The organism is Micromonospora sp. NPDC003816 (assembly GCF_042874705.1).
Classification (GTDB): Bacteria; Actinomycetota; Actinomycetes; order Mycobacteriales; family Micromonosporaceae; genus Micromonospora.
This window is the reverse complement of sequence record NZ_JBIANP010000004.1, coordinates 244,154-267,331: the sequence shown is the minus strand read 5'-3', so window position 1 is coordinate 267,331 and position 23,178 is coordinate 244,154. Positions and strand designations below refer to the sequence as shown.

General features: G+C 73.0%; 21 protein-coding genes. 5 read left to right on the top strand and 16 right to left on the bottom strand.

The window, feature by feature from the left end; all coding sequences use genetic code 11:
• Positions 1-25 precede the first annotated feature (25 nt).
• The gene (locus ACFYTT_RS16870; protein ID WP_387260156.1) at positions 26-709 is read left to right on the top strand and encodes a TetR/AcrR family transcriptional regulator; all 684 of its coding nucleotides are present in this window, start codon (positions 26-28) and stop codon (positions 707-709) included.
• Positions 710-728: 19 nt separating this feature from the next.
• Here ACFYTT_RS16870 and ACFYTT_RS16865 read toward each other — a convergent pair whose 3' ends face one another.
• The 8 genes from ACFYTT_RS16865 to ACFYTT_RS16830 form a co-directional block, all read right to left on the bottom strand.
• Positions 729-1,988 (bottom strand): MFS transporter, encoded by a 1,260-nt coding sequence (locus ACFYTT_RS16865; RefSeq protein ID WP_176095248.1) that lies wholly within the window; start codon positions 1,986-1,988, stop codon positions 729-731.
• Between the two features lie 155 nt (positions 1,989-2,143).
• The gene (gene htpX, locus ACFYTT_RS16860; protein ID WP_131052791.1) at positions 2,144-3,019 is read right to left on the bottom strand and encodes a zinc metalloprotease HtpX; all 876 of its coding nucleotides are present in this window, start codon (positions 3,017-3,019) and stop codon (positions 2,144-2,146) included.
• A 126-nt stretch (positions 3,020-3,145) separates the two neighbouring features.
• Positions 3,146-4,606: an NADH-quinone oxidoreductase subunit N gene (locus ACFYTT_RS16855; protein ID WP_131052790.1), complete on the bottom strand. Its 1,461-nt coding sequence runs from the start codon at positions 4,604-4,606 to the stop codon at positions 3,146-3,148.
• A gap of 236 nt (positions 4,607-4,842) precedes the next feature.
• Entirely contained in the window at positions 4,843-6,381 is a 1,539-nt protein-coding gene (locus ACFYTT_RS16850) for a NuoM family protein (protein ID WP_387260152.1), read from the bottom strand.
• A complete protein-coding gene (locus ACFYTT_RS16845; RefSeq protein WP_387260150.1) occupies positions 6,378-8,297 on the bottom strand; it encodes an NADH-quinone oxidoreductase subunit L in 1,920 nt (639 codons plus the stop codon). The genes ACFYTT_RS16850 and ACFYTT_RS16845 overlap by 4 nt, the downstream gene beginning before the upstream one ends.
• Entirely contained in the window at positions 8,294-8,668 is a 375-nt protein-coding gene (nuoK, locus tag ACFYTT_RS16840) for an NADH-quinone oxidoreductase subunit NuoK (RefSeq protein WP_131057507.1), read from the bottom strand. Before nuoK ends, ACFYTT_RS16845 begins: the two co-directional genes overlap by 4 nt.
• Complete coding sequence (locus tag ACFYTT_RS16835; RefSeq protein ID WP_176095252.1) at positions 8,665-9,219, bottom strand: NADH-quinone oxidoreductase subunit J; 555 nt, start codon at positions 9,217-9,219, stop codon at positions 8,665-8,667. The genes nuoK and ACFYTT_RS16835 overlap by 4 nt, the downstream gene beginning before the upstream one ends.
• Positions 9,216-9,881, bottom strand: coding sequence for a NuoI/complex I 23 kDa subunit family protein (locus ACFYTT_RS16830; protein WP_387260146.1), 666 nt, complete (start codon positions 9,879-9,881; stop codon positions 9,216-9,218). The genes ACFYTT_RS16835 and ACFYTT_RS16830 overlap by 4 nt, the downstream gene beginning before the upstream one ends.
• Positions 9,882-10,038: 157 nt before the next feature.
• Between ACFYTT_RS16830 and ACFYTT_RS16825 the strand changes: the two genes are divergently transcribed.
• A complete protein-coding gene (locus ACFYTT_RS16825) occupies positions 10,039-11,070 on the top strand; it encodes a glutathione S-transferase family protein (RefSeq protein ID WP_387260143.1) in 1,032 nt (343 codons plus the stop codon).
• A 93-nt stretch (positions 11,071-11,163) separates the two neighbouring features.
• Here ACFYTT_RS16825 and ACFYTT_RS16820 read toward each other — a convergent pair whose 3' ends face one another.
• Together ACFYTT_RS16820 and ACFYTT_RS16815 are read right to left on the bottom strand one after the other, a co-directional pair.
• On the bottom strand, positions 11,164-12,126 hold the full coding sequence (locus tag ACFYTT_RS16820) for an NADH-quinone oxidoreductase subunit H (protein ID WP_387260140.1): 963 nt from the start codon (positions 12,124-12,126) through the stop codon (positions 11,164-11,166).
• A complete protein-coding gene (locus tag ACFYTT_RS16815) occupies positions 12,126-12,938 on the bottom strand; it encodes an NADH-quinone oxidoreductase subunit C (protein ID WP_387260137.1) in 813 nt (270 codons plus the stop codon). Before ACFYTT_RS16815 ends, ACFYTT_RS16820 begins: the two co-directional genes overlap by 1 nt.
• 156 nt (positions 12,939-13,094) lie before the next feature.
• Between ACFYTT_RS16815 and ACFYTT_RS16810 the strand changes: the two genes are divergently transcribed.
• A complete protein-coding gene (locus ACFYTT_RS16810; RefSeq protein WP_387260135.1) occupies positions 13,095-14,141 on the top strand; it encodes a glucose 1-dehydrogenase in 1,047 nt (348 codons plus the stop codon).
• 17 nt (positions 14,142-14,158) lie between these two features.
• Here ACFYTT_RS16810 and ACFYTT_RS16805 read toward each other — a convergent pair whose 3' ends face one another.
• The 5 genes from ACFYTT_RS16805 to ACFYTT_RS16785 all read right to left on the bottom strand — a co-directional run bounded on the left by ACFYTT_RS16805 (position 14,159) and on the right by ACFYTT_RS16785 (position 19,604).
• Positions 14,159-15,472: a DUF2252 domain-containing protein gene (locus ACFYTT_RS16805; protein ID WP_131054100.1), complete on the bottom strand. Its 1,314-nt coding sequence runs from the start codon at positions 15,470-15,472 to the stop codon at positions 14,159-14,161.
• 90 nt (positions 15,473-15,562) lie between these two features.
• Entirely contained in the window at positions 15,563-16,186 is a 624-nt protein-coding gene (gene nuoB, locus ACFYTT_RS16800; RefSeq protein ID WP_387260132.1) for an NADH-quinone oxidoreductase subunit NuoB, read from the bottom strand.
• Positions 16,187-16,314: 128 nt separating this feature from the next.
• A complete protein-coding gene (locus ACFYTT_RS16795) occupies positions 16,315-17,790 on the bottom strand; it encodes a pyridoxal phosphate-dependent decarboxylase family protein (protein WP_387260129.1) in 1,476 nt (491 codons plus the stop codon).
• A gap of 27 nt (positions 17,791-17,817) precedes the next feature.
• On the bottom strand, positions 17,818-19,257 hold the full coding sequence (locus ACFYTT_RS16790; RefSeq protein WP_387260126.1) for an MFS transporter: 1,440 nt from the start codon (positions 19,255-19,257) through the stop codon (positions 17,818-17,820).
• Between the two features lie 32 nt (positions 19,258-19,289).
• Complete coding sequence (locus ACFYTT_RS16785; RefSeq protein ID WP_387260119.1) at positions 19,290-19,604, bottom strand: MGMT family protein; 315 nt, start codon at positions 19,602-19,604, stop codon at positions 19,290-19,292.
• A gap of 13 nt (positions 19,605-19,617) precedes the next feature.
• On the opposite strand from ACFYTT_RS16785, the gene proB reads away from it, so the two are divergent.
• The gene (gene proB / locus ACFYTT_RS16780) at positions 19,618-20,775 is read left to right on the top strand and encodes a glutamate 5-kinase (protein WP_387260116.1); all 1,158 of its coding nucleotides are present in this window, start codon (positions 19,618-19,620) and stop codon (positions 20,773-20,775) included.
• Positions 20,776-20,869: 94 nt separating this feature from the next.
• Positions 20,870-22,114, top strand: coding sequence for a glutamate-5-semialdehyde dehydrogenase (locus ACFYTT_RS16775; protein WP_387260114.1), 1,245 nt, complete (start codon positions 20,870-20,872; stop codon positions 22,112-22,114).
• Positions 22,115-22,266: 152 nt separating this feature from the next.
• On the opposite strand, the gene ACFYTT_RS16770 is transcribed toward ACFYTT_RS16775, so the two are convergent.
• Positions 22,267-23,139, bottom strand: a complete 873-nt coding sequence (locus tag ACFYTT_RS16770; protein ID WP_387260459.1) for a prenyltransferase/squalene oxidase repeat-containing protein — start codon at positions 23,137-23,139, stop codon at positions 22,267-22,269.
• Positions 23,140-23,178: the final 39 nt, after the last annotated feature.

Here is a 23,178-nt window from a genome sequence, read left to right as displayed (position 1 = left end):
TCTCACTCTCGATATGCTCAAGCCCATGTTCCCGGCCCCGAGAAACACCGACCCGACCCAGGACCTGGCCACCACCCAGGCCCAGGCCACAGCCCAGGCACCGGCACCGGCACCGGCACCGAAGCGTCCGGACCCGGCACGCCGGAGTGAACGGTCCCGGCAGGCCGTGCTGGGTGCCACGCGGGAGTTGGTCTCCGAGGTCGGGTACGCGAAGCTCTCCATCGAGGCCATCGCGGCGCGGGCGGGGGTCGGCAAGCAGACGATCTATCGGTGGTGGCGGTCGAAGGGGGCCGTGGTCTTCGACGCGTTCCTGGCGTTGAGCGAGGAGGCCGACGGGGTGAGGCTGCCGGACACCGGCGACATCGAGGCCGACCTGAGGACGGTGCTGCGGGCCACCGTCGCGGAGTTCGCCGACCCGGCGTTCGAGGCGCCGATCCGGGCGCTCAACCTGGAGATCGCGGCCGATCCGGAGCTGGCCGCGCAGTACCGGGAACGACTGGCTGCTCCGGTGGACGAGGCCAAGCGGGAGCGGCTGCGCAGCGCGCAGCGGGCGGGGCAGATCCGCGCCGACGCCGACCTGGACCTGGCGCTCGAACTGCTCTACGCGCCGCTGTACCAGCGGTGGCTGCTGCGCCTCGGGCCGCTCACGGACGAGTATGCCGACGCGCTGGTCGCGCACGTGCTCCGCGCGGTGCGCCCCGGACAGTGAGCGGGTGCCGGGGACACGGTCAGACGGCGGCGGGCTCTTCGAGGCGTACCGCGTCGGCTTCGGCGCGGGCGATGGGGCCGGCGGGCAGGGCCGCGACCCCGGCCCCGACGGCGACCGCCGCACCGGCGAACAGGAAGGCCCAGGGCACCCCGCCGGCCTGGTCGACGATCAGGCCGGCGACGGCACCACCGGCCGCGCTCGCGCCGACCGACATGGTCACCACCCAGGTGTACGCCTCGTTCAGCATGCCCAGCGGGGAGATCCGCCCGACCAGGGTGTTCTCCAGGGTCAACGCGGGCGCGATGGCGGCACCACCGATGACCAGGGCGACGCCCAGCGCGCCCGCCGTGGGCATCACGGCGAACACCACGAAGCTGCCCGCCACCAAGCCCAACAGCCAGGCGAACTGGCGGGTCATGTTGAGGGCCGGACGGCGCAGGCCGAACCAGAACCCACCGATCGCGCTGCCGATCCCCCAGACGGCCAGCAGCACACCGGCGAGGCTGTCCGGGTCGTCGGCGGCGTAGCGGGTGGCGAACGCCGGCACGGTCACGCCGGTCGCGCCGAACGCGATGCCGAGGCTGGCCACGCAGAGCAGCAGCGCCGGGAAGCCGGGGACCCGCAGCGGGCCGAGCCCTCGGGTGCGGTGCTCACGGGAGTGCGGCTGCCAGCCGCGCATGGTGCGGCCGAGCGCCACCGCCACGGTGCCGACGAGGGTGACCACGGCCGCGCCGATCAGGGCCGCTCCGGCGTCGGCGAACAGGATGAAGCCGGCGACGAGCAGTGGGCCGAGCACGAAGACGATCTCGAACAGCGTCGTCTCCGCGGCGAGCGCCGTGTTGCGCAGGTGGTAACGGCCCGAGGAGACGCTGGTCAGGTCGTTCCAGGCACCTCGGATGGCGGCGGTGAGCGGCGGGTACGACCCTCCGGCCAGCGCCGAGGCCACCAGCACCACGGCGAAGGGCACGGTGTCGGAGCGGGCCGACAGGAGCAGCCCGATCAGCGCCAGTGGATGGGCTATCGCGGTGCCGACCAGGACCGGGGTGGGACCGATGCGGTCGGCGATCCGTCCGGCGATCGGGCTGAGCGCGGCACCGGTGAGGGCGTAGCAGCCGCCGGCCAGGGCGGCCAGCGAGTAGCGGCCGGTGACCTGCTCCACGACGAGCAGCAGCGCCAGTGGCGTCATGCCGATCCCGAGCCGCCCGAGGATGCCGGTGATCAGCAGGGTCGGCGCACCGGGGATCTGCCAGACGCTCAGATACCGGCGCAGCCCGACCACCGTGCACCCCCACCGCAGATGTAATGAGCCAGATTCGTTTAGACCCTAACGCCCGGGTGGTGCCGCGCAACATGGTTATCGCGCTCACAGGCCGCACCGACGCGCCGCCCGCGCCGGATGCTCCGGCGCGGGCGGCGAAGGGGTTGGGTGGTGCGTCAGCGCTGGTAGCGGACCGGGCCGACCTGGGCGGCCATCTGCTCCAGCCGAGCCACGCGCTCCTCCATCCGGGGGTGCGTGGCGAACAGGGCGGAGATGCCGCCGCCCTTGAACGGGTTGTCGATCATCAGGTGGGCGGTGCTGGTGAGCTGGCCCTCGGCCGGCAGCGGTCGACGCTGGGTACCCATGTGGATCTTCCGCAGCGCGCTGGCCAGGGCCAGCGGGTCGCGGGTCAGCTCGGCGCCGGAGGCGTCCGCCTGGAACTCCCGGTTGCGGCTGATCGCGAGCTGGATGACGGTCGCGGCGAGCGGGCCCAGGATGACGGTGAGCAGCAGTACGACCGGGTTCGGGCCGTCCTCGTCACTGTTGCCGCCGAGCGGGATGAACAGAGCGAGGTTCGCCAGCATGGTGATGATGCCGGCCAGACCGGCCGCCACGCTGGAGATGAGGATGTCCCGGTTGTAGACGTGGGACAGTTCGTGGCCGATCACGCCCCGCAGCTCGCGGTAGTCGAGGATCTCCACGATCCCCTGCGTCACGCAGACCGCCGCGTTCTGCGGGTTACGCCCGGTGGCGAACGCGTTGGGCTGGGCGGTCGGGCTCACGTAGAGACGGGGCATGGGTTGCCGCGCCTCGGCGGCCAGTTCCCGCACCATGTGGTAAAGCTCCGGGAACTGCGCCTCGGTGACCGGCTGCGCCCGCATCGAGCGCAACGCCAGCTTGTCCGAGTAGAAGTAGGTGAAACCGTTCATCGCCAGCGAGACGAGGACGGCGACGACCAGTCCGCCACTGCCGCCGAACCAGTAGCCCACCGCCAGGATCAACGAGGTGAGCAGGCCGAGCAGCGCGGCGGTCTTCAGACGGTTGTGGTGCACGATCACTCCTTCGGTGCACGGATGACGGGATCCGCTGACCGGTACAACAACCCGGTACCCGTAAACCATCCGCTTCATGACTGAGAGTTACCTGAACGGCAGTCATGACCAGGAGTGCGGTCGCGTTCAGCCTCCGGCGAGATCCAGCACGACCTGCGGTGCGAACCCGACCACCACGGCGAGGATCGTCGCCACCGCCAGCGCGGCGATCACCGCGCGTCCCGGTCGCACGGCGGGCGCGGCGGTCTCCCCCGGCGGCCCGTAGAGCAACGCCGCGACGCGCAGGTAGTAGGCCAGGCCGATGACCGCGTTCACCGCTACCACCAGGGCGAGCCAGTTCGCCTCGCCGCCGAGCAGCGAGCGGACCACCGTCACCTTGGCGAACAGCCCGGCCAGCGCCGGCGGCAGGCCCGCCAGCCCGACCAGCGCGAACGCCAGGCCGCCACCGATCCACGGGTGCCGGCGGGCCGCACCCCGCAGGTCGTCCAGGGTGCCGCCGTCCGCACCGGCCGGGCGCAGTGCCACCACCCCGGCGAAGGCGGCCAGCTCCAACAGCACGAAGAAGACGGCGTACGCCAGGGCGGCCGCGTACGCACCGGTGCGCGCGTCGGGATCGGCCAGGGCCAGCGCACCGAGCGGAGCGAGGATGTACCCGGCCTGCGCCACCGAGGACCAGGCCAGCAGTCGCACCGTACGCCGCTGACGCAGCGCCACCAGGTTGCCCACGGTCATGGTCAGCACGGCGACCGTGGCCAGCACCGGACCGGTCACCTCGGCCGGCAACGCGTGCTGCACCACGGCGAGCAGGGCCACCACCCCACCGAGCTTCGAGGCCGTCGACAGGTACGCGGCCACCGGCAGCGGTGCGCCGTCGTAGGTGGCCGGCGCCCAGACGTGGAACGGCACCGCCGCCACCTTGAACGCCAGTCCCGCCACCACGAGCGTCACCGCCACCGTGGTCAGCGGCAGGTCGAGTAGTGCCCCGTCGGCGAGCAGCCCGCCCAGCCGCTCCAGGTGCAGCGCGCCGGTGACCGCGTAGAGCAGCGCGGCACCCAGCAGCGTCAGCGTGGTGGCCACCACGCTCACCACGAAGAAGGTCACCGCCGCCTCGGCGCTGGCCAGACTGCCCCGGCGGAGCCCGACCAGCACGTACAGCGGCAGCGTGAGCACCTCCACCGCCACGATCAGGGTGATCAGGTCACCGGCCACGCCGAGCACCACGCCACCGGTCATCGAGCAGGCGAGCAGGAAGCAGTACTCCCCCACCGGGGTACGCCCGTCGCGCAGCAACGGCCCGGACAGCGCCAGCACCCCGACCATCAGCAGCGCCACCAGCGCCGCGACCAGAGCGGCCCGGCCGCCGAAGACGTACGAGCAGTCGGGGCCGACGCAGAACGTCCGCCGGTCCGGGAGGGTGCCGACCGCCGCCGCCCCCACGGCGGTGGCGACCGCACCGGTGACCGCCGAGGCCACCGTCGCCGCCGGACGGGCCAGCAGCAAGTCCACCAGGAGCACCAGGACGGCCGTCCCGGCGGCCAGGTACGCCGGCAGCAACGCGACGTGGTCCACACTCTGCACTTCGCTCATGCCGGCACTCCGCTCCGCTGCGTGCCGCCATGAGGCACCACCGCGCCGCGTTGACGATTCACTCGCTGACGCTCGCTCATGCCGGCACTCCGCTCCGCTGCGTGCCGCCATGAGGCACCACCGCGCTGCGTTGACGATTCACTCGCTGACGCTCGCTCATGCCGGCACTCCGCTCCGCTGCGTGCCGCCACGAGGCACCACCGCGCTGTACCGAAGATTCGCTCGCTCACGCTCGCTCATGGCAGCACTCCCACCAGGGCGGCCACCGGTGCCTCGGCGACGCCCAGCACCAGGGTCGGGGCCAGCCCGACGGCGAGGGTCAGCAGCACCAGCGGCACCCAGGCGGCCAGTTCGGCCCCGGCGATCCCCGGGCCGAGGCCGCTCACCGCCGGTGTCGGTCGACCGTGGGTGACCCGACGCAACAGCCGCAGCAGGTACGCCGCCGTCAACGCCCCGCCCAGCGCCGCCAGCACCGCCAGTGTGGTCCAGAGTGCGCCGCCCACCTGGATCGCGGCGACCACGGCGAACGCCTCGCCCCAGAAGCCGGCCAGACCGGGCAGCCCGAGCGAGGCGACCGCCGCGAAGGCGAGCAGCCCGGAGAGCCGGGGTGCGGTCTCCCGCAGCCCGGACAGTTCGCTCAACGCGCCGGTGTGCGTACGGTCCTTGATCGCGCCGGCCAGGAAGAAGAGCAGGCCGGTGATGATGCCGTGCGCCACGTTGCCGATCAGCGCCGCCTGGATGCCGGTGGCGGTGAGCGTGGCGATCCCGAGCAGCACGAAACCCATGTGCCCCACGCTGGAGTAGGCGATCAGCCGTTTCAGCTCGGTCTGCGCCAGGCAGACCAGCGAGCCGACCAGGATGGCGGCCACGGCGAGCACGCCGAGCACCGGTGCCGCCCAGCGGGCCCCCTCCGGGGCCACTCCGACGGCGACCCGGATCAGGCCGTACGTGCCCATCTTGAGCAGCACACCGGCGAGCAGCACACTGCCGACCGTCGGGGCCTGGGTGTGCGCGTCGGGCAGCCAGGAGTGCAGCGGCCAGAGCGGGCTCTTCACCGCGAAGGCGACCGCGAACAGGGTGAACGCGGTGAGCTGGGTGGTCCTGGACAGGCCCGTGCCGCCGGTCAGCGCCACGATGTCGGCGGTCCCGGCGGCGGCCACCACGACGTACACGCCGACCAGCAGCAGCACCGAGCCGAAGAGCGTGTAGAGGGCGAACTTCCGGGCCGCCCGTCGCCGCGCGTCGACCGCCGCCAGGTCGGCGCTGTCGCCGCCCCAGCCGACGATGATCGCGTACATCGGCAGCAGGACCACCTCGAAGAAGAGGAAGAACAGCACCAGGTCGAGGGCGAGGAAGGTGCCGAGGATGCCGACCTCGACCACCAGCAGCAGCGCCACCAGCGCCTTACCGCTGCCGCCGGTCGGCACCCGCCAGAGGCTGTAGCCGCAGCAGAGCAGCGTGAGCAGGGCGGTGAGCACCACCAGCGGCCAGGAGATGCCGTCCACCCCGAGGTGGAAGCGCAGGTCCAGGCCGGGTACCCAGGACAGGTCGACGGTGTGCCAGGGCAGCACCGCCCCGGCGGTGCCGTCCGGCAGGTACGCCGACCAGCCGGCGTCCCGGGCGGCGAGCAGTGCGACGGCCGCGACCAGGGTCAGCGCGGCGACGACGGTGCCCAGCACCCGCGCGCCCCGGTCGTGCGGCGTGGCCGCCACCGCCAGGGCACCGAGGGCCGGCAGCGCGAGCACCGCCACCAGCAGGACTTCCCCGGACGTCATGCCGCTCCTCCGATCAGGACGGCGGCCAGGCCGAGCAGCAGCGCACCGGCGAGCACCGCGACGACCGCCCGGGGCAGTGCCGCCCGGTGCAGGGTGCCCAGCCCGCCGCCGAGCGCGCGGGCCGCCCGCCCGGTGCCGGTGACCGCGCCGTCCACCACCCGCTCGTCGGCGGTACGGGCCAGCCGACCCAACGCGGTCGTCGGGCGTACCACCAGGGCGTCCTGGACGTCGTCGAGCCGGAACGCGCGGGCGAGGACCGGCCGCAGCGGACCCAGCGTGGTGGCCGGGTCGACCGCCGGGTCACGCCGCCAGGCCAGGGCCACACCGACCAGCAGCAGCGCCAGCGGCAGCAGCATCAGCGGCCCGATGTGCACCAGCTCCGGTACGCCCAGCCCGCCGGGAGCGCCGGAGAGCAACCGGTCGGTGAACCAGGGCGAGAAGCCGGCCAGGCCGAGCAGGGCCGCCGGCACCGCGAGCAGCAGCAACGGCCAGCGCAGGGCGGCGGGCGGATCGTGCGGCGGGAGCTGCGGGGTGCGCAGCGTGCCGAAGAAGGCCCGCAGCAGCAGTCGGGTGGCGTACCAGGCGGTGATCGCCACCCCGACCAGCCCGGAGACCAGCACCAGCCATCCCACCCAGCTCGGGGCCGGGCCACCACCGAGCACGGCGTCGGCGGCAGCGGCCAGCACGCCCTCCTTGCTCCAGAACCCGGAGAGCGGCGGTACGCCGGCCAGCGCGCCCAGCCCGATCAGCATGCACCAGAAGGTGACCGGCATGGTGTGCCGCAGCCCGCCCATCCGGGACATCAGCGCGGTGCCGACGCTGTGGATCACCGCACCGGCGGCGAGGAAGAGCAGCGCCTTGAACGCGGCGTGGGTGAGCAGGTGGAACAGGGCGGCGGGCGGCGAGCCGACGGCCAGCGCACCGGTCATGTAGCCGAGCTGGGAGACCGTGGACCAGGCCAGCACCCGCTTGATGTCGTCCTGTGCGGTGGCGGCCAGCGCACCGAGCAGCAGCGTCACCGACGCCATCACGCCGAGCACGGCCAGCGCGACCGGCGTCGCCTCGAACAGCGGCCACAGCCGGGTGACCGCGTACACACCGGCGGCGACCATGGTCGCGGCGTGGATCAACGCGGAGATCGGGGTCGGGCCGGCCATCGCGTCGGGCAGCCAGGTGTGCAGCGGGAACTGGGCGCTCTTGCCGGCCACCCCGGCGAGCAGCAGCAGACAGGCGGCGGTGAGCGTGGTGGTGCTGTGGGAGTGGGCGAGCACGTCGTGGATCCGGAAGCTGCCCGCCGAGACGCCGAGCAGCGCGATGCCGAGCAGGAAGCCGACGTCGCCGACCCGGGTCACCAGGAACGCCTTCATCGCGGCGGCCGGGGCCTCCGGCAGCCGCCGGTCGTGGGCGATGAGCAGGTACGAGCAGAGACCCATCACCTCCCAGCCGACCAGCAGCAGGATCAGGTCCCCGGAGACCACCACCAGCAGCATCGCGGCGGTGAAGAGGCTGATCTGGGCCGCGTACGGCGGGTAGCGATGGTCGACGTCCCCGTCCTCGCGCGGGCCACCGCTCAGGTAACCGGTCGAGTAGACCTGCACGGCCAGGGCGACGGCGGTGACCGCGACGGCGACCAGCGCGGCGGCCCCGTCGAGGCGTACCCCGAGGGTGACGGCGAGACCGCCGAAGTCGATCCAGGTGGTCGACGCCTCCACCGGGCCGTCCAGCGTGACCAGCAGGGCGACCGCCAACGCGAGAGCACCGGCCGCACCGGTCACGCCGAGGGCGACGGCGGTCCGGCGGGCCGGATCGGCACCGAGGGCGGAGCCGCGCGGCGAGGGCGGCAGCAGCAGGCCGGTCAGGCCGGCGACCAGCGGGACCACCGGCAGCAGCACACCCAGCAACGTCGTGGTGCTCACCGCTCCCCCTCCGCGACCACGTCACCGGCCGGACCGGCGACGACCGGCGTCGGCTCGTCGGCCGGGCGCTCGGCCAGCGGGATCTCGTCCACCGCCACGCTGGCCCGCATCCGATAGAGCTGGAGCACGATCGCCAGCCCCACCCCGATCTCGGCGGCGGCCAGCACGATCACGAAGAGGGCGAAGACCTGCCCGCCGTGCGGCAGCAGCGCCTTGGCCGTGGTGTCGGCGGTGACCAGGATCAGGTTCACCGCGTTGAGCATCAGCTCCACGGCCATCAGCACCAGCACCGCGTTACGCCGCCGCAGGACGCCGTAGACGCCGAGGCCGAACAGCAGGGCGGCGGTGACGTACGGGATGACCGGTCTCACCGCGACCGCCCCTCCGACACGCCGCCCCCGGACGCCGATTCCCTGTCACGCGGTGCCCGACCGATGTCCGGCCGGGACAGCACGATCGCACCGACCAACGCCGAGAGCAGCAGTACGGAGAGCACCTCGAACGGCAGCACCCAGCTTCCGAAGACCTGCTCACCGATGCGCTCGGCGTTGCCCGGCCCGGGCAGTTCCACGGCGGTCCAGCGGTACGCGTCGACGAGCAGGGCCGACAGCCCGAGCCCGACGCCACCGCCGATCAGCGCGGCCGGCCAGCCGGGCCGGTCCAGGTCGTCCGAGGCGCCGATCGGTGCCCGGGTCAGCATCACCGCGAACAGCAGCAGCACCACCACCGCGCCGACGTAGATCAGCACCTGCACCCAGGCCACCATCTCGGCGGAGAGCACCAGGTACATCCCGGCCAGCGCGCCGAGGCAGACCACCAGATAGAGCCCGGCCCGGACCAGATGGCTGGTCGCCACCACCAGCACCCCCGACCCGACCGCCACCGCACCGAGGGCGAGCAGCAGGGCGTCCACGCCGGTCACGCGGGAGTGCCTTCCCCGGCATCGGTCTCGGGCGTACCCGCACCTGCGGCGCCGGGCTCGGCGGCGGGTGGGCGGGCGGCGGGGCGGCGCTCGGGGCGTACCGCCGGGGCGGTCGGCCGGGCGGCGGACGCGGCGGGAACCGCGGCCTTGCGCGCGGCGGCGGTCTCCTCCTTGGCCGGCTCACCCTGCGGGTCGTGCGCGGGCGGCGGCGGCACGGTCGCCACCCACTCGCCCAGGTGCTCCTTGTCGTGCAGCAGGTCCTTGATGTCGTACTCGGAGTACTCGAACTCCGGCGACCAGTGGAGCGCGTCGAAGGGGCAGACCTCGATGCAGATGCCGCAGTACATGCAGAGCGAGAAGTCGATGTCGAACCGGTCGAGGACGTTGCGCTGGCGGGGCCGGGCCGCGCCGGGCACCGCCACCTCCTCCTTGTGCGAGTCGATGTAGATGCACCAGTCCGGACACTCGCGGGCGCAGAGCATGCAGACCGTGCAGTTCTCCTCCATCAGCGCGATCACCCCGCGCGAGCGGGGCGGCAGGTCGGGCGCGACGTCCGGGTACTGCTGGGTGGTGGAGCGCTTCGTCATCGTCTTGAGCGTGACCGCCAGCCCCTTCACCAGGCCGCTGCCGGGTACGCCGGCCGACTCGCTTCGCTCGCTCATGCGCAACATCCTGCCCTGTGGCCACGGCCCGCGCGACCACCACCCGAAGGATCGCCACCGACGGCCCGACCGTGGCGTCCGGCGGCTCCCCGCGCCGGCCCGCGCATGATCGGCCATGATGGGATGCAGGACGACGTGGCGACACCTTGGGGGCGGCATGGGCGCGGGCGGTACGAACAGCGGCGGGAAGTACGTCGAGCAGGGCGAGTTCAACCGGGACCAGAACTACATCACCACCCGGATCACGGTCGACGGCCGGGACGGCTACCCGGTCGAGGCGGGTCGGTACCGGTTGGCGGTGAGTCGGGCCTGCCCCTGGGCAAACCGGCTGATCATCGTCCGGCGGCTGTTGGGGCTGGAGGACGCCATCTCGATGGCCGTCGCCGGGCCCACCCACGACGCCCGGAGCTGGACCTTCGACCTCGACCCGGACGGGCGTGACCCGGTGCTCGGCATCGAGCGGCTCCAGCAGGCGTACTTCGCCCGCTACCCGGACTACCCGCGCGGCATCACCGTGCCGGCCATGGTCGACGTGCCCACCGGGCAGGTGGTGACCAACGACTACAGCCGGATGAGCCTGGACCTCTCCACCGAGTGGACCGCACACCACCGCCAGGGCGCGCCGCAGCTCTACCCCGAGCACCTGCGCGACGAGATCGACGAGGTCAACGCGCTGGTCTTCAGCGACGTCAACAACGGCGTGTACCGCTGTGGCTTCGCCGGCAGCCAGGAGGGCTACGAGAAGGCGTACCACCGGTTGTTCGACCGGATCGACTGGCTCAGCGAGCGCCTGGCCGGGCAGCGGTACCTGGTCGGCGACACCATCACCGAGGCCGACGTACGGCTGTTCACCACGCTGGTCCGCTTCGACCCGGTGTACCACGGGCACTTCAAGTGCAACCGGCAGAAGCTGAGCGAGATGCCGGTGCTGTGGGCGTACGCGCGGGACCTGTTCACCACGCCCGGCTTCGGCGACACGATCGACTTCGACCACATCAAGCGGCACTACTACGAGGTGCACCGGGACATCAACCCGACCGGGGTGGTGCCGCTCGGCCCCGACCTGTCGAACTGGCTCACCCCGCACGACCGGGAGGCGCTGGGCGGTCGCCCGTTCGGCGACGGCACTCCCCCGCCACCCCCGCCGCCCGCCGAGCGGGTCGACCCCGCGCACACTCCCCTGCGCTGACCGCCCGCCGTGCGGCGGCGACCGTGCGGCGGCGGTGAGAGGTGTTAGGAGGGGACCCCTGCTATACCGGAGACGGTAGTAGGGGTCCCCTCCTTACAGGGCCACCCGGACGGCGGCGGTCAGCACGAGCTGGGCCAGCGCGGTCGGCACCAGCACCAGCCAGCAGAGCCGCTGCAACTGGTCCTCCCGCAACCGGGGGTAGGAGACCCGCAGCCAGATGATCACGAAGCTGACGGCGGCCACCTTGAGCAGGGTCCAGAGCCAACCGAGCTGGTCGTCCGCGAACGGCCCCTGCCATCCGCCGAGGAACAGCACGGTGGTCAGGGCGGCGATCACCACGATCCCGACGTACTCGGCCAGCAGCAGGAACGCGAACCGCAGTCCGGTGTACTCGGTCATGTACCCGAACACCAGCTCGGAGTCGGCCACCGGCATGTCGAACGGCGGCCGGCGGATCTCGGCCAGACCCGCCACGAAGAACACCACCATCGCCGGGGCCTGCCAGATCAGCCACCACGGCTGCCACGCCTCGACGATGCCGGAGAGACTCAACGTGCCGGCGGCCATCGCCACCGACGCGGCGGCCAGCACCAGCGGCAGCTCGTAGCCGAGCAGTTGGGCGGCACCCCGCAGCCCACCGAGCAGGCTGAACTTGTTGGCCGAGGCCCAGGCCGACATCAGCACGGCCAGCACCCCCACGCCGACCACCGCCAGCACGAAGAACAGACCCACGTCGAGCGGCTGACCGACGAGGTCGTTCGGGCCGAGCGGGATCACCAGCAGGGCGAGCAGGTACGGCACCAGGGCCACCGCCGGGGCCAGCCGGAACACCGGCCGGTCCGCCCCGCGGGGGGTGACGTCCTCCTTCTGCACGAACTTCACCCCGTCGGCGACGAGCTGCGCCCAACCGTGGAACGCGCCCGCGTACATCGGGCCGAGCCGACCCTGCATGTGCGCCATCACCTTGTGCTCGGCCTGACCCACCAGCAGCGGCAGGACGAGGAAGGCGGCCACCACCCCACCGATGCGGATCACCAGTTCCAGCCAGAGCGGCATCAGGGCGTACCCTCCTCGCCGGCTCCGGGCTCCGCCGGATCCGCCGCAGGGCCGGACTTCGCCGGGTCCGCGGCGGGGGCGGGTCCGGATTCCGTCGGGTCCGCCTCGGGGGCGGCGGCCCTGGGGGTACGCGGTGGGCGCGTACCCGGTGCCGGTCGGGCCGGACGCTCCCGAGCGGGCCGCGCCGGGGTACCGCCGCGCGGGCCCTCCCCGACACCACCGGCCCCGGCCGGGGTCGGCACCACGCCCCACTCCCCGGGTGCGGGTACGCCCGGCGGGCGGATCGGCCGCCGCCCGCCACCGGCCTCGGACTCGCCCGGTTCCTTCGCCCCCGGCCAGGGCTTCGCGACCCGGGAGGCGAGCACGAACTCCTTGCGCAGCGGATGGCCCTCGAACTCCGGCGGCAGCAGCAACGGTCGCAGATCGGCGTGCCCGGCGAAGTCGATGCCGAACATCTCGTGGGTCTCCCGCTCGTGCCAGGCGGCACCCGGGTAGACCGACACCACCGAGTCGACCGTGGGCGTGGCCCGGGACACCCGGGTCCGCAGCAGCACCCCGTGCCGGCGCGTGGTGGACCAGAGGTGGGCCACCACGTCGAACCCGTCGGCCAGCTCGTCGACCGCGGAGAGCCAGTCGAAGTAGTCGCAGGCCAGCTCCGGGTCGTCCCGCACCGCGAGCAACGCCGCCCGCCACTGCTGCGGGGGTACGTCGACGGTGGCCCGGGAGTGCGCCTGACCCCCGGAGAGCGTCGCGGTGGCCTCGACGGGGGCGAGCAGCGTGACGAGCCGCCGGCCGACCTCTTCCGGTGTCATGCCGCTGATCCTAGGGCGTGTCCGGCCGCCCGTGCCCGGCTGCGAGCCGGGTCCTGCGGTCGGTGACCCGGCCCACGGCCCGGCCGGTGGTGCGCGGCCGGGTGGAGATCCCGGCTTTGCCGGCGGCGGCCCGTCGGCGCCCGACAGGATGGGCCGGTGCGCGCTGTGACCGTGACCCCGGGAGTACCCGGCTCGCTGCGACTGCTCGACGACTACCCGGAACCCGCCACCGAGGAGGGGGCGATCCTGGTCGAGGCCGTCGCGGTGGGAGTCTGCGGCACCGACATCGAGATCATCGACGGGCAGTACGGCGAGGCGCCGCCCGACGCCGACCGGCTGGTACTCGGACACGAGTCGCTGGGCCGGGTGCTGGAGGATCCGACCGGCACGCTGCAGACCGGTGACCTGGTCGCCGGGATCGTCCGGCACCCGGACCCGCTGCCCTGCCCGAACTGTGCGGTGGACGAGTGGGACATGTGCCGCAACGGCCTGTTCACCGAACACGGCATCAAGGGACTGCCGGGGTTCGCCCGCGAGCGGTGGCGGCTGCAACCCCGGTTCGCCGTCGGCCTCGACCCGGAGCTGGGCGAGGTGGGCGTCCTGCTCGAACCGACGAGCGTGGTGGTCAAGGCGTGGGACCACATCGACCGGATCGGGCGGCGGGCGGAGTGGCAGCCGCGTACCGCCCTGATCACCGGAGCCGGGCCGATCGGCCTGCTGGCCGCCCTGCTGGCCAGCCAGCGGGGGTTGTCGGTGCACGTGCTCGACCTGGCCAGCGACGGACCCAAACCGGCGCTGGCCGGTGCACTCGGGGCCACGTACCACTCCGGGCCGGTCGAGGAACTCGACTTCGAGCCGGACGTGATCGTCGAGTGCACCGGCGCACCGGTGGTCGTCCTGGAGGCCATGTGCAAGGTCGCACCGACCGGGATCGTCTGCCTGGCCGGGGTCTCCAGCGGCGGCCGGATCATCGACTTCGACGCCGGTGCGCTCAACCGCACCCTGGTGCTGGAGAACAACGTCGTCTTCGGGTCGGTGAACGCCAACCGGCGGCACTGGGAAGCCGCCGCCGAGGCGTTGGCCCGCGCCGACCGGGACTGGCTCGGCGCGCTGATCACCCGCCGGGTGCCGCTGTCGGAGTACGCCTCGGCCTACTCCCCCGGCCCCCAGGACATCAAGGTCGTCATCGACTTCAGCGCCTGACCGGCCTCCCGGAGCTGCTACACGCCCGGCAGTTCACCATTGCGGAACAGGTCCACGAAGAGCTGATGGTCCTGCCGGGCCCGCACACCGTACGCGTGGGCGAAGTCGACCAGGTGCGCGACGAAGCCGGCGGGGTCCGCGTCGACGGCCGCGACGATCGCCTCCTCGGTCGAATAGTCGACCAGGTCGTGGCTGGACTCGTCGTCGGCGACCGAGTGCATCCGGGCGACCGCCCGACCGAGGTCGGCCAGCACCCCGGCCAGTTCTTCGGGCTCGTTGACGTCCGCCCAGTCGAGGTCGGCGGCGTACGGGGAGACCTCGGCGACGAGTTGACCCACACCGTCCAGCTCGGTGAAGCCGACCCACGGGTCGGCGTGCGCCTGGAGGGCGCGCTGCGACTCGGCCGTCCGGTGGCCCTGGTGGCGGAAGTAGCCACGGACGCGCTCGTCGTCGACGTAGCGGGCGACCGCCGGGACCTGGGCCTGCTTCATGTAGATCAGGACGTCGTTCTCCAGCGCCTGGGTGTGCCCCTCCAGCAGCAGGTTGTACGACGGCAGCCCGGCCGAGCCGATCCCCACCCCCTTGCGCAGCACCACGTCCTTGATCTGCGCCGCCACCGGCCGGGTCTGGGTGCTGGCGGGCAGCGTGTCCAGGTAGTCCTGGAAGGCGGCGCAGACCCGCGCCCGGACGTCGTCGTCCACCTCGTACACGCCGTCGCGCAGCGAGAACCGCCGCTCGTACTGGTCCACGGTGGTCTGCTCGCGCAGCAGGTCGACCCGGGTGTTGAGGCGGGCCTGCTGGAGCACCCGGCGCAGGACGCCGTCGGCGTTGTCCAGCGTGATGGAACCGATCGCGTCGTCACCGCCGGCGGCGATGGCCCGCAGCTCGGTCAGGTAGTGCTCGGCGAACGCCGTCACCAGGTCGCTGATCACCCGGTCGGAGAGCGCCTTGGTGTAGCCGATCAGGGCCACGCTGGCGACGAAGCGCCGTAGGTCCCAGGTGAACGGCCCGACGTACGCCTCGTCGAAGTCGTTGACGTTGAAGACGAGTTGGCCGGAGCCGTTCATGTAGGTGCCGAAGTTCTCCGCGTGCAGGTCGCCGTGGATCCACACCCGGCTGGTCTGCTCGTCGAGGAACCGCTCGTCGGCGAAGTCGCCACGCTGGTCGGCATAGAAGACGCTGGCACTGCCCCGGTAGAACGCGAACGGCGACGCGGCCATCTTGCGGAACTTGCGCCGGAAGGCGGCCGGGTCGAGCGCCATCAGGGTGCCGAACTCCTCGGTCAGCACCTTGACGATGAAGGCGGAGCGCGGCTCCGCGAAGTCGGTCATGACCGCACGCTAGCGCCCGGCCGCCACCGTGGCGGCGACCGCGCCGAGCGGGGTGCCCCGCTGGCCCCGGGTCGGGCGTCGCCGCGAGTTTCAGGAGGTCGGAGGGCGTACCGGCGGGGCGGTGAGGGAGGCCGCGTCGCGGGGTGGCACAGCCGGTGGGGCGCCGTCGGCGGGCCGCGCGTCGGCCGGTGGGGCGCCGTCGGCGGACGGTGCGTCGGCCGGTGAGGCGAGCGGGTCGGAGCGGGGTACGCCGCCGATGCCGGACTGCTCGGCGGCGATCTTCTCCTGGAGGCGGAGGATGCCGTGCAGCAGCGCCTCGGGCCGGGGCGGGCAGCCCGGCACGTAGACGTCGACCGGGATGAGCTGGTCGACACCCTTGGTCACCGAGTACGAGTCCCAGTACGGGCCGCCGCAGTTGGAGCAGGCGCCGAACGAGATGACGTACTTGGGCTCCGGCATCTGGTCGTAGAGCCGCTTGATCGCCGGGGCCATCTTGTCGGTGACCGTACCGGAGACCACCATCAGGTCGGCCTGGCGGGGGCCGTGCGCGAACGGGATCACGCCGAGCCGCATGAAGTCGTGCCGGGACATGCTGGTCGCGATGAACTCGATGGCGCAGCAGGCCAGCCCGAAGTTGAAGACCCAGAGCGAATACCGCCGGCCCCAGTTGAGCACGAACCGGATCGGCTCGCCGAGCACCGCCGGTAGCTGCACGACCGTCCCCTTCCCGTCCCCGACAGTCAACCACAGCGCCCGTCCGGCCCGGCCGGGCCGCTCGGTAAGGAGGGGTCCCCTGCTAACGCCTCGTGTATATGAAGGGCCCCCTCCTAACAAGAGAGCGCTCAGAACGACGGGCGTTGCAGCAGACTCACGAACTCCACCAGGAGGCGCTCCCGCAGCGCGGGTGGGGCGGCGTCCAGGAGAGTGTTCACCGGTGCCATCCGGTCCGGCAGTCCACCGCCACCGCCGAGGCCCAGTCCGGCGGCCAGCCCGGCGACCAGGTCGGCGGTGAGCGCCTCCGGGGTGAGCGCCCCGGCCAACGCGAGCAGGTCCGGCGGCAACGCGACCGGGCCGGCCGCCTCGGCCGCCGCGACCGCCTCGGCCAGGTCGGCGCCGAACTCCGCCGCCGTCGGCGCGACCGCCGCGGTCACCGTCAGGTGCACGCTGCACGGCATACCGGCGTACGCGAGCTGGGGCTGGGTGTGCCAACCCCGCGCGGCCAACTCGTCGACCAGGACGAACAGGTCGGGGCCAGACTCGGTGGCGGTGAAGCAGACCACGGTCGACTCGGGCTCGGCGACCAGCCGCAGCCCGTCGACGCCGCGCACCGCGTCGGCCAGTACCCGTACCGCCTCCCGGGTCCGGCGGGCCAGCTCCAGGTAACCGTCGTCGCCGAGATGGCGAAGGGTGGCGTACGCGGCGGCGATCGGACCACCGGACCGGGTGGAGGAGATCACCGGGTTGACCATCGTGTACCCGGGCCAGTCGGCGTACGCGAAGTACTGCGGTGCGCGCAGCCCGGCATCACGGTGCAGCAGCACCGAGACGCCCTTCGGCGCGTAGGCGTACTTGTGCAGGTCCACCGAGATCGAGGTGACCCCGGTGACGGCGAAGTCGAACGCGGGCAGGTCGGTGCCGAGGCGACGCAGGTACGGCAGGGTCCAGCCGCCGAAGCAGGCGTCCACGTGGCAGCGCACCCCGGCGGCGGCGGCCGTCTCGGCGATCTCTGCCACCGGGTCCACCACGCCGTGCGCGTACGAGGGGGCGGAGCAGACCACCAGCACGGTCTCCGGCGTGATCGCGGCGGCCACGTCGGCGACCGAGGGGCGGAGCGTGCCGGGGTCGACCGGCACCGTGTCGAGCGCCACCCGCAGGTAGTGGGCGGCCTTGGCGAACGCGGCGTGGGCACTGGCCGGCACCACGATCCGGGGTGCGGTGATCTCGGGCCGGGCGTCGCGGGCCGCCTTGACGGCAAGGATCAGCGACTCGGTGCCGCCACTGGTGACACTGCCGACCACCTCCGGCGCGCTCGTGCCGGGCCCGCCGCCGAGGACCCGCGCCGCCGCGCCGACCAGCGCGTTCTCCATCGTCAGCAGCGAGGGGAAGGCGGTCGGGTCGAGCCCGTTGACGTGTGCGCTCTCGGCGTACGCCGCCGCCGCCAACTCGTCCAGCCCGGCGACCGCCGCGTCGTACACGTACGCGAACAGTCGCCCGCCGTGCGTCGGCCGGTCGGCCTCCCGCAGCCTGCGGACCTCCGCCAACACCTGTTCCGCCGGTACGCCGTGTGCCGGCAGTGCCGACCCGCTCTCGTCGATCATGGAGTAGTGGTGCCCTTTCCGTGGCTTTCAACGGCATTCGTCCCGGCGACAACTCCATGATCGACGCCGGAGACACGGGGGGGCGTCGGGAGCGCCGGGGAGGGGGGAGGCGTGGGGGGTGAGGGTGGCCAGGAGGGTGGGGGTCAGGTCGTAGGGGCGGAGCAGGAGGGTGGCCAGGCCGATCAGCAGGGCCGGGAGGAGGGTGAAGCCGAGCAGGACGCCCAGGCGGGCGGTGTCCGACTGGACCGCGGCGGTGCCGGTGGTGGAGGAGACGTAGCCGGTGAGCGCGAGCACCAGACCGAAGACGCCCGGACCGAGGGCCAGGCCGAAGGTCTCGCCGGCCGTCCAGAGGCCGGTGAAGACGCCCGCCTGCCGCCGGCCGGTGCGCGCCGTGTCGTACGCGATGCAGTCCGGGAGCATGGCCAGCGCGAACACCTGCTGACCGGCGTACCCGACGCCCAGCGCCGCCACCAGCAGATAGACCACGACGGCGGGCAGCACCGGCGCGGCGACCAGGGCCAGCCCACCGGCGGAGAGGATCAGCGACGCGGCCACCAGGGCGGCCAGTTTGCCCAGCCGGGCACCCACCCGCGACCACAGCGGCATCACCACCAGCGCCGGTCCGACGAAGCAGAGGAACAGCAGGGTCGGACCGGTCGTCGGGTCGCGCAGGATCTGGTCGGCGAAGTACTGCACCCCGGCGAGGATCGTGGCCACCCCGGCGGACTGGACCACGAAGCAGAGCAGCAGCGCCCGGAACGGCCGGTTCCGACCGGCGACGGTGAGCTGGGCACGCAGGCTCGGCTCGCTCTCCCCGACCGAGCCCTGCGGGGCCGACCGGGTGCCGAGGAACGCGCCGACGGCACCGACCGCGATCAGGGCGGCCACGAAGACGCCCATCCAGCGGTGCCCCGGCACGCCACCGCCGGCGGCGTCGCGGACCAGCGGGGCCACCGCGCCGGCGACCAGGATGGCCAGCGCCAACACCGCGATCCGCCAGGTCATCATCCGGGTACGTTCGGCGTAGTCGTCGGTCAGCTCGGCCGGCATCGCCACGTACGGCACCTGGAAGAACGCGAACGCGGTGGCTGTCGCCAGGAAGGCGATCGCCACGTAGGCCCCGGCGGCCGCTCCGGCGCCGAACGGCGCGGCGAAGATCGACCCGAACAGCACGGCCAACGCCAACCCACCGACGAGCAGGTACGGCCGGCGGGCACCCCACCTCGACCGGGTCCGGTCGGAGATCCGCCCGGCGACCGGGTTGACCAGCACGTCCCACGCCTTCGGCAAGAGCACCAGCAGGGCCGCCACTCCGGCGGCCACCCCGAGCGTGTCGGTCAGGTACGGCAACAGCAGCAGCCCCGGCACGGTGCCGAAGGCTCCCGTGGCCAGCGAACCGAGCGCGTACCCGGCGTGCACCTTGCGCGGCAACCCGGCCGCCCCTGCTCCACCCGGCGACGCGTTCATGGCGCCGAATGTTACTCACGTTATGGCGCGGGTCACATCCCCTCTCCGGGCTGCCACTGCGCCGCCCGCATGTCGACCCGGCCCGCGCGCAGCGGCGTACCCTCGCTGAGCCACCGCGCCCGCGCCTCGGCGGCGATTCGGGGCGGCATCGTGCCGGTGGCGTTGACCACGCGGTGCCAGCCGACGGCCCCACCGTGCCGAGCCATGATCGATCCGATCAGCCGGGCGGAGGCCCGTCCGGAGCGCTCGGCGAGCGCGTCGGCCACCCCGCCGTACGACATCACCCGGCCCGGCGGTATCCGGTCGACGAGCTCCAGCACCGCCTCGACGTACTCGTCTGGTGTCACAAGCGGCCAGACTATGGGAAGGCCGCCGGGCCGTACCGCGCCGACCACGCAGAATAGGCGGGTGCGTGACGCGGTAACGGCGGCCCGGCGGGTCGTTGTCAAGATCGGTTCCTCCTCGTTGACCACCGCCACCGGCGGTCTGGACGACGGGCGGGTGGACGCGTTGGTCGACGCCCTCGGGACACGGATGGCCGACGGACGTGAGGTCGTGCTGGTCTCCTCCGGTGCGATCGCCGCCGGCCTGGCCCCGCTCGGGCTCTCCCGGCGACCACGGGACCTGGCCACCCAGCAGGCCGCCGCGAGCGTCGGTCAGGGCCTGCTGATCAGGCGGTACGCTGCCGCCTTCGCCCGGCACGACCGGACCGTCGGGCAGGTGCTGCTCACCGTCGACGACGTGACCCGCCGGGCGCACTACCGCAACGCGTACCGCACCCTGCGCAAGCTGTTGGATCTGCGGGCGGTGCCGATCGTCAACGAGAACGACACGGTCGCCACCGAGGAGATCCGGTTCGGCGACAACGACCGGCTGGCCGCGCTGGTGGCCGCGCTCGTCGACGCCGACCTGCTGGTGCTCCTCTCCGACGTCGACGCACTCTGGACCGGCAACCCGGCGCGTCCCGGTGCCCGCCGGATCGCCGAGGTACGCGACGAGTCGGACCTGGTCGGAGTCGACGTCGGCGGTGCCGGGCGGGCCGGTGTCGGCACCGGTGGCATGGTGACCAAGGTCGAGGCGGCCCGGATCGCCACCGGATTCGGCATCCCGGTGGTGCTGACCTCCGCGCCGCAGGCGGTCGCGGCGCTGGCCGGTGAGCCGGTCGGCACCTTCTTCCATCCCAGTGTCAGCCGCCCGGCCGCGCGGCTGTTCTGGCTGGCGCACGCCACCGCGCCCCGGGGACGGCTGCACCTCGACCCCGGCGCGGTCGCCGCGGTGGTGGGCCGCCGCAAGTCGCTGCTGCCGGCCGGGATCACCGCCGTGGACGGGGCGTTCACCGCCGGCGACCCGGTCGACCTGGTCGACACCTCCGGCGCGCCGGTCGCCCGGGGACTGGTCAACTACGACGCGGTCGAGCTGCCCGGCCTACTCGGGCGGTCCACCTCGGATCTTGCCGCAGCGCTCGGTCCGGCGTACGAACGGGAGGTCGTCCACCGCGACGACCTGGTGTTGCTGTGAGCGGACGATCCGCCGGCTTGAAGTGATTGCAGGGGGCCCTTCCTATGCACGAGGCGTTAACAGGGGGCCCTTCCTTACATCGAAGGAGCGTGTCATGAGCGTGAGCGAGCAGGCCCGACGGGCGCGTACGGCGGCGGAGGCGCTGGCCGTGGCGACACGTACGGCCAAGGACTCGGCGCTGCACGCGATGGCCGACGCGCTGGTGTCGCGTACGCCGGAGATCCTCACCGCGAACGAGGCGGACCTGGCGGCCGGGCGGGAGGCCGGGCTGAGCGCGGCCGTGCTGGACCGGCTCGCCCTCAGCGAGACCCGGGTGGCCGGCATCGCCGACGCGCTGCGCCAGATGGCCGGACTACCCGACCCGGTGGGTGAGGTGGTACGCGGCTCGACCCTGCCCAACGGGCTGGAGCTACGGCAGATCCGGGTGCCGTTCGGCGTGGTCGGGATCATCTACGAGGCGCGGCCGAACGTGACCGTGGACGCCGCCGGCATCTGCCTGAAGTCGGGCAACGCGGCGCTGCTGCGCGGTTCCTCGTCGGCCGCGCACTCCAACGCGGCGCTGGTGACGGTGCTGCGGGACGCCATCGACGGTGCCGGGCTGCCCGCCGACACGGTGCAGTTGCTCGACGCCACCTCACGCGACTCGGTCAAGGAGCTGATGCGGGCCCGGGGGCTGGTGGACGTGCTCATCCCGCGCGGCGGCGCGTCACTGATCCGCACCGTGGTCGAGGAGTCGACGGTGCCGGTGATCGAGACCGGGGTGGGCAACTGCCACGTCTACGTGGACGCCGCCGCCGACCCGGTCAAGGCCGTCTCGATCACGCTCAACGCGAAGACGCAGCGACTGTCCACCTGCAACACCGCCGAGTCGCTGCTGGTGCACCGGAACGTGGCGGACGCCGTACTGCCTCCGATGCTGGCGGCGTTCGCCGAGGCCGGGGTGACGGTGCACGGCGACGCCCGGACGGCGGCGTACTCGGACGCGGTGGTGGCCGCCACCGACGAGGACTTCGCCACCGAGTACCTCTCGGCCGACATCTCGGTGGCCGTGGTCGACTCGCTCGACGCCGCGGTGGCGCACATCCGGCGGTACGGCAGCGGCCACACCGAGGCGATCGTCACCGACTCCCAGTCGGCCGCCCGGGAGTTCGTGGCCCGGGTGGACGCGGCGGCCGTGATGGTGAACGCGTCGACCCGGTTCACCGACGGCGGCGAGTTCGGCTTCGGTGCCGAGATCGGCATCTCCACCCAGAAGCTGCACGCTCGTGGCCCGATGGGCCTGCCGGAGCTGACCAGCACGAAGTACGTGGTCACCGGTGACGGTCACCTGCGGAGTTGACGGCAGGCGCCCGATCCCGGTGGCACCGCTCGGCCCTGGTGGCACCGCTGGGCCCTGGTGGCACCGTCCGATCCCGGTGGCACCGCTGGGCCCTGGTGGCACCGTCCGATCCCGGTGGCACCGCCCGGACCTGACGGCCTGGTGCGGCCGGATCAGCGGAAGGCGCGGATCACCGCCAGCGTGGCGTGTACGTCGAACTGGTGGCCGTCGTCGCTGCTCCAGCCGCCGTCGCTGCGTTGCGTCTCGGTGAGCCGGCGACGGGCCGCCACCATCGTCCACTCCTGTTCGTCGACCTCGACGCGGCGCAGGGTCGAGGCGAGCCAGGCGGCGTCGGCCGGAGACGCCTCCGGCATCCGCTCGGCGAGCAACGCCTTGATCCGTGCCGATTCGTAGAACAACTGCTGCCGGTGCAGGACAGCCGCACTCAGCCAGCCGGCGGCCAGGAAGGACGGCCAACTGCCGTCGGGGCGCAGGTGGGCGGCGAGCGCCTGCCCGGCGGCGTGCACCACCCCGGCGTACGCGCCGCCGACCCGGTGGTCCAGCGGCCCGGCGGCGCGGGCGTCCAACCCGGCCACGGTGAGCCAGAAGGCGGCGTTGGCGGTCAGGTAGAGCCGCGCCTCCGGGCTGCCCGGCCGGGCCCACTCCGGGGCGGTCTCGGCCAGCGCCGGATCCTCCTCCCAGCAGCCGTCGCGCTGTTGGGAGGCGGCCAGCCAGTCGAGTGCGCGACGCGCGGCCGGGCGACCCAACGCCCCGAGGTCGTCCAGTTCGGCGAGACGGAAGCAGGTCGCGTCGACCGAGGCGACCGGGTCGCCCCAGGAGGCGGGCCAGCCGCCGCCCGAGGTCTGGCCGACCTCGGCACTGTCCAGCGTCTCCGGTTGCGGCGGCGTGCCGGTGCGCAGCCAGGAGAGACGGGCACGTTCGACCGTGTCCCCGTGAGCCACCACGAATCCGATCGCGGCGTCGATATCGACCACGGCGGTCACGCTACCGGCGGGAACATGATCCCGCCTCGGTACAACGGGCAGGTGGGACCGGCCGTCGGCCGGGTGGCGCGCGGGCCGTCG

What these genes read in the sequence shown, in the direction of transcription:
- ACFYTT_RS16870 (WP_387260156.1), top strand. Translation starts at nt 26, where the DNA reads ATGTTCCCGGCCCCGAGAAACACCGACCCGACCCAGGACCTGGCCACC.
- ACFYTT_RS16855 (WP_131052790.1), bottom strand. Translation starts at nt 4,606, where the DNA reads ATGAGCGAAGTGCAGAGTGTGGACCACGTCGCGTTGCTGCCGGCGTAC.
- ACFYTT_RS16850 (WP_387260152.1), bottom strand. Translation starts at nt 6,381, where the DNA reads ATGACGTCCGGGGAAGTCCTGCTGGTGGCGGTGCTCGCGCTGCCGGCC.
- ACFYTT_RS16830 (WP_387260146.1), bottom strand. Translation starts at nt 9,881, where the DNA reads ATGAGCGAGCGAAGCGAGTCGGCCGGCGTACCCGGCAGCGGCCTGGTG.
- ACFYTT_RS16825 (WP_387260143.1), top strand. Translation starts at nt 10,039, where the DNA reads ATGGGCGCGGGCGGTACGAACAGCGGCGGGAAGTACGTCGAGCAGGGC.
- ACFYTT_RS16820 (WP_387260140.1), bottom strand. Translation starts at nt 12,126, where the DNA reads ATGCCGCTCTGGCTGGAACTGGTGATCCGCATCGGTGGGGTGGTGGCC.
- ACFYTT_RS16815 (WP_387260137.1), bottom strand. Translation starts at nt 12,938, where the DNA reads ATGACACCGGAAGAGGTCGGCCGGCGGCTCGTCACGCTGCTCGCCCCC.
- ACFYTT_RS16805 (WP_131054100.1), bottom strand. Translation starts at nt 15,472, where the DNA reads ATGACCGACTTCGCGGAGCCGCGCTCCGCCTTCATCGTCAAGGTGCTG.
- ACFYTT_RS16795 (WP_387260129.1), bottom strand. Translation starts at nt 17,790, where the DNA reads ATGATCGACGAGAGCGGGTCGGCACTGCCGGCACACGGCGTACCGGCG.
- ACFYTT_RS16790 (WP_387260126.1), bottom strand. Translation starts at nt 19,257, where the DNA reads ATGAACGCGTCGCCGGGTGGAGCAGGGGCGGCCGGGTTGCCGCGCAAG.
- proB (WP_387260116.1), top strand. Translation starts at nt 19,618, where the DNA reads ATGGGAAGGCCGCCGGGCCGTACCGCGCCGACCACGCAGAATAGGCGG.
- ACFYTT_RS16775 (WP_387260114.1), top strand. Translation starts at nt 20,870, where the DNA reads ATGAGCGTGAGCGAGCAGGCCCGACGGGCGCGTACGGCGGCGGAGGCG.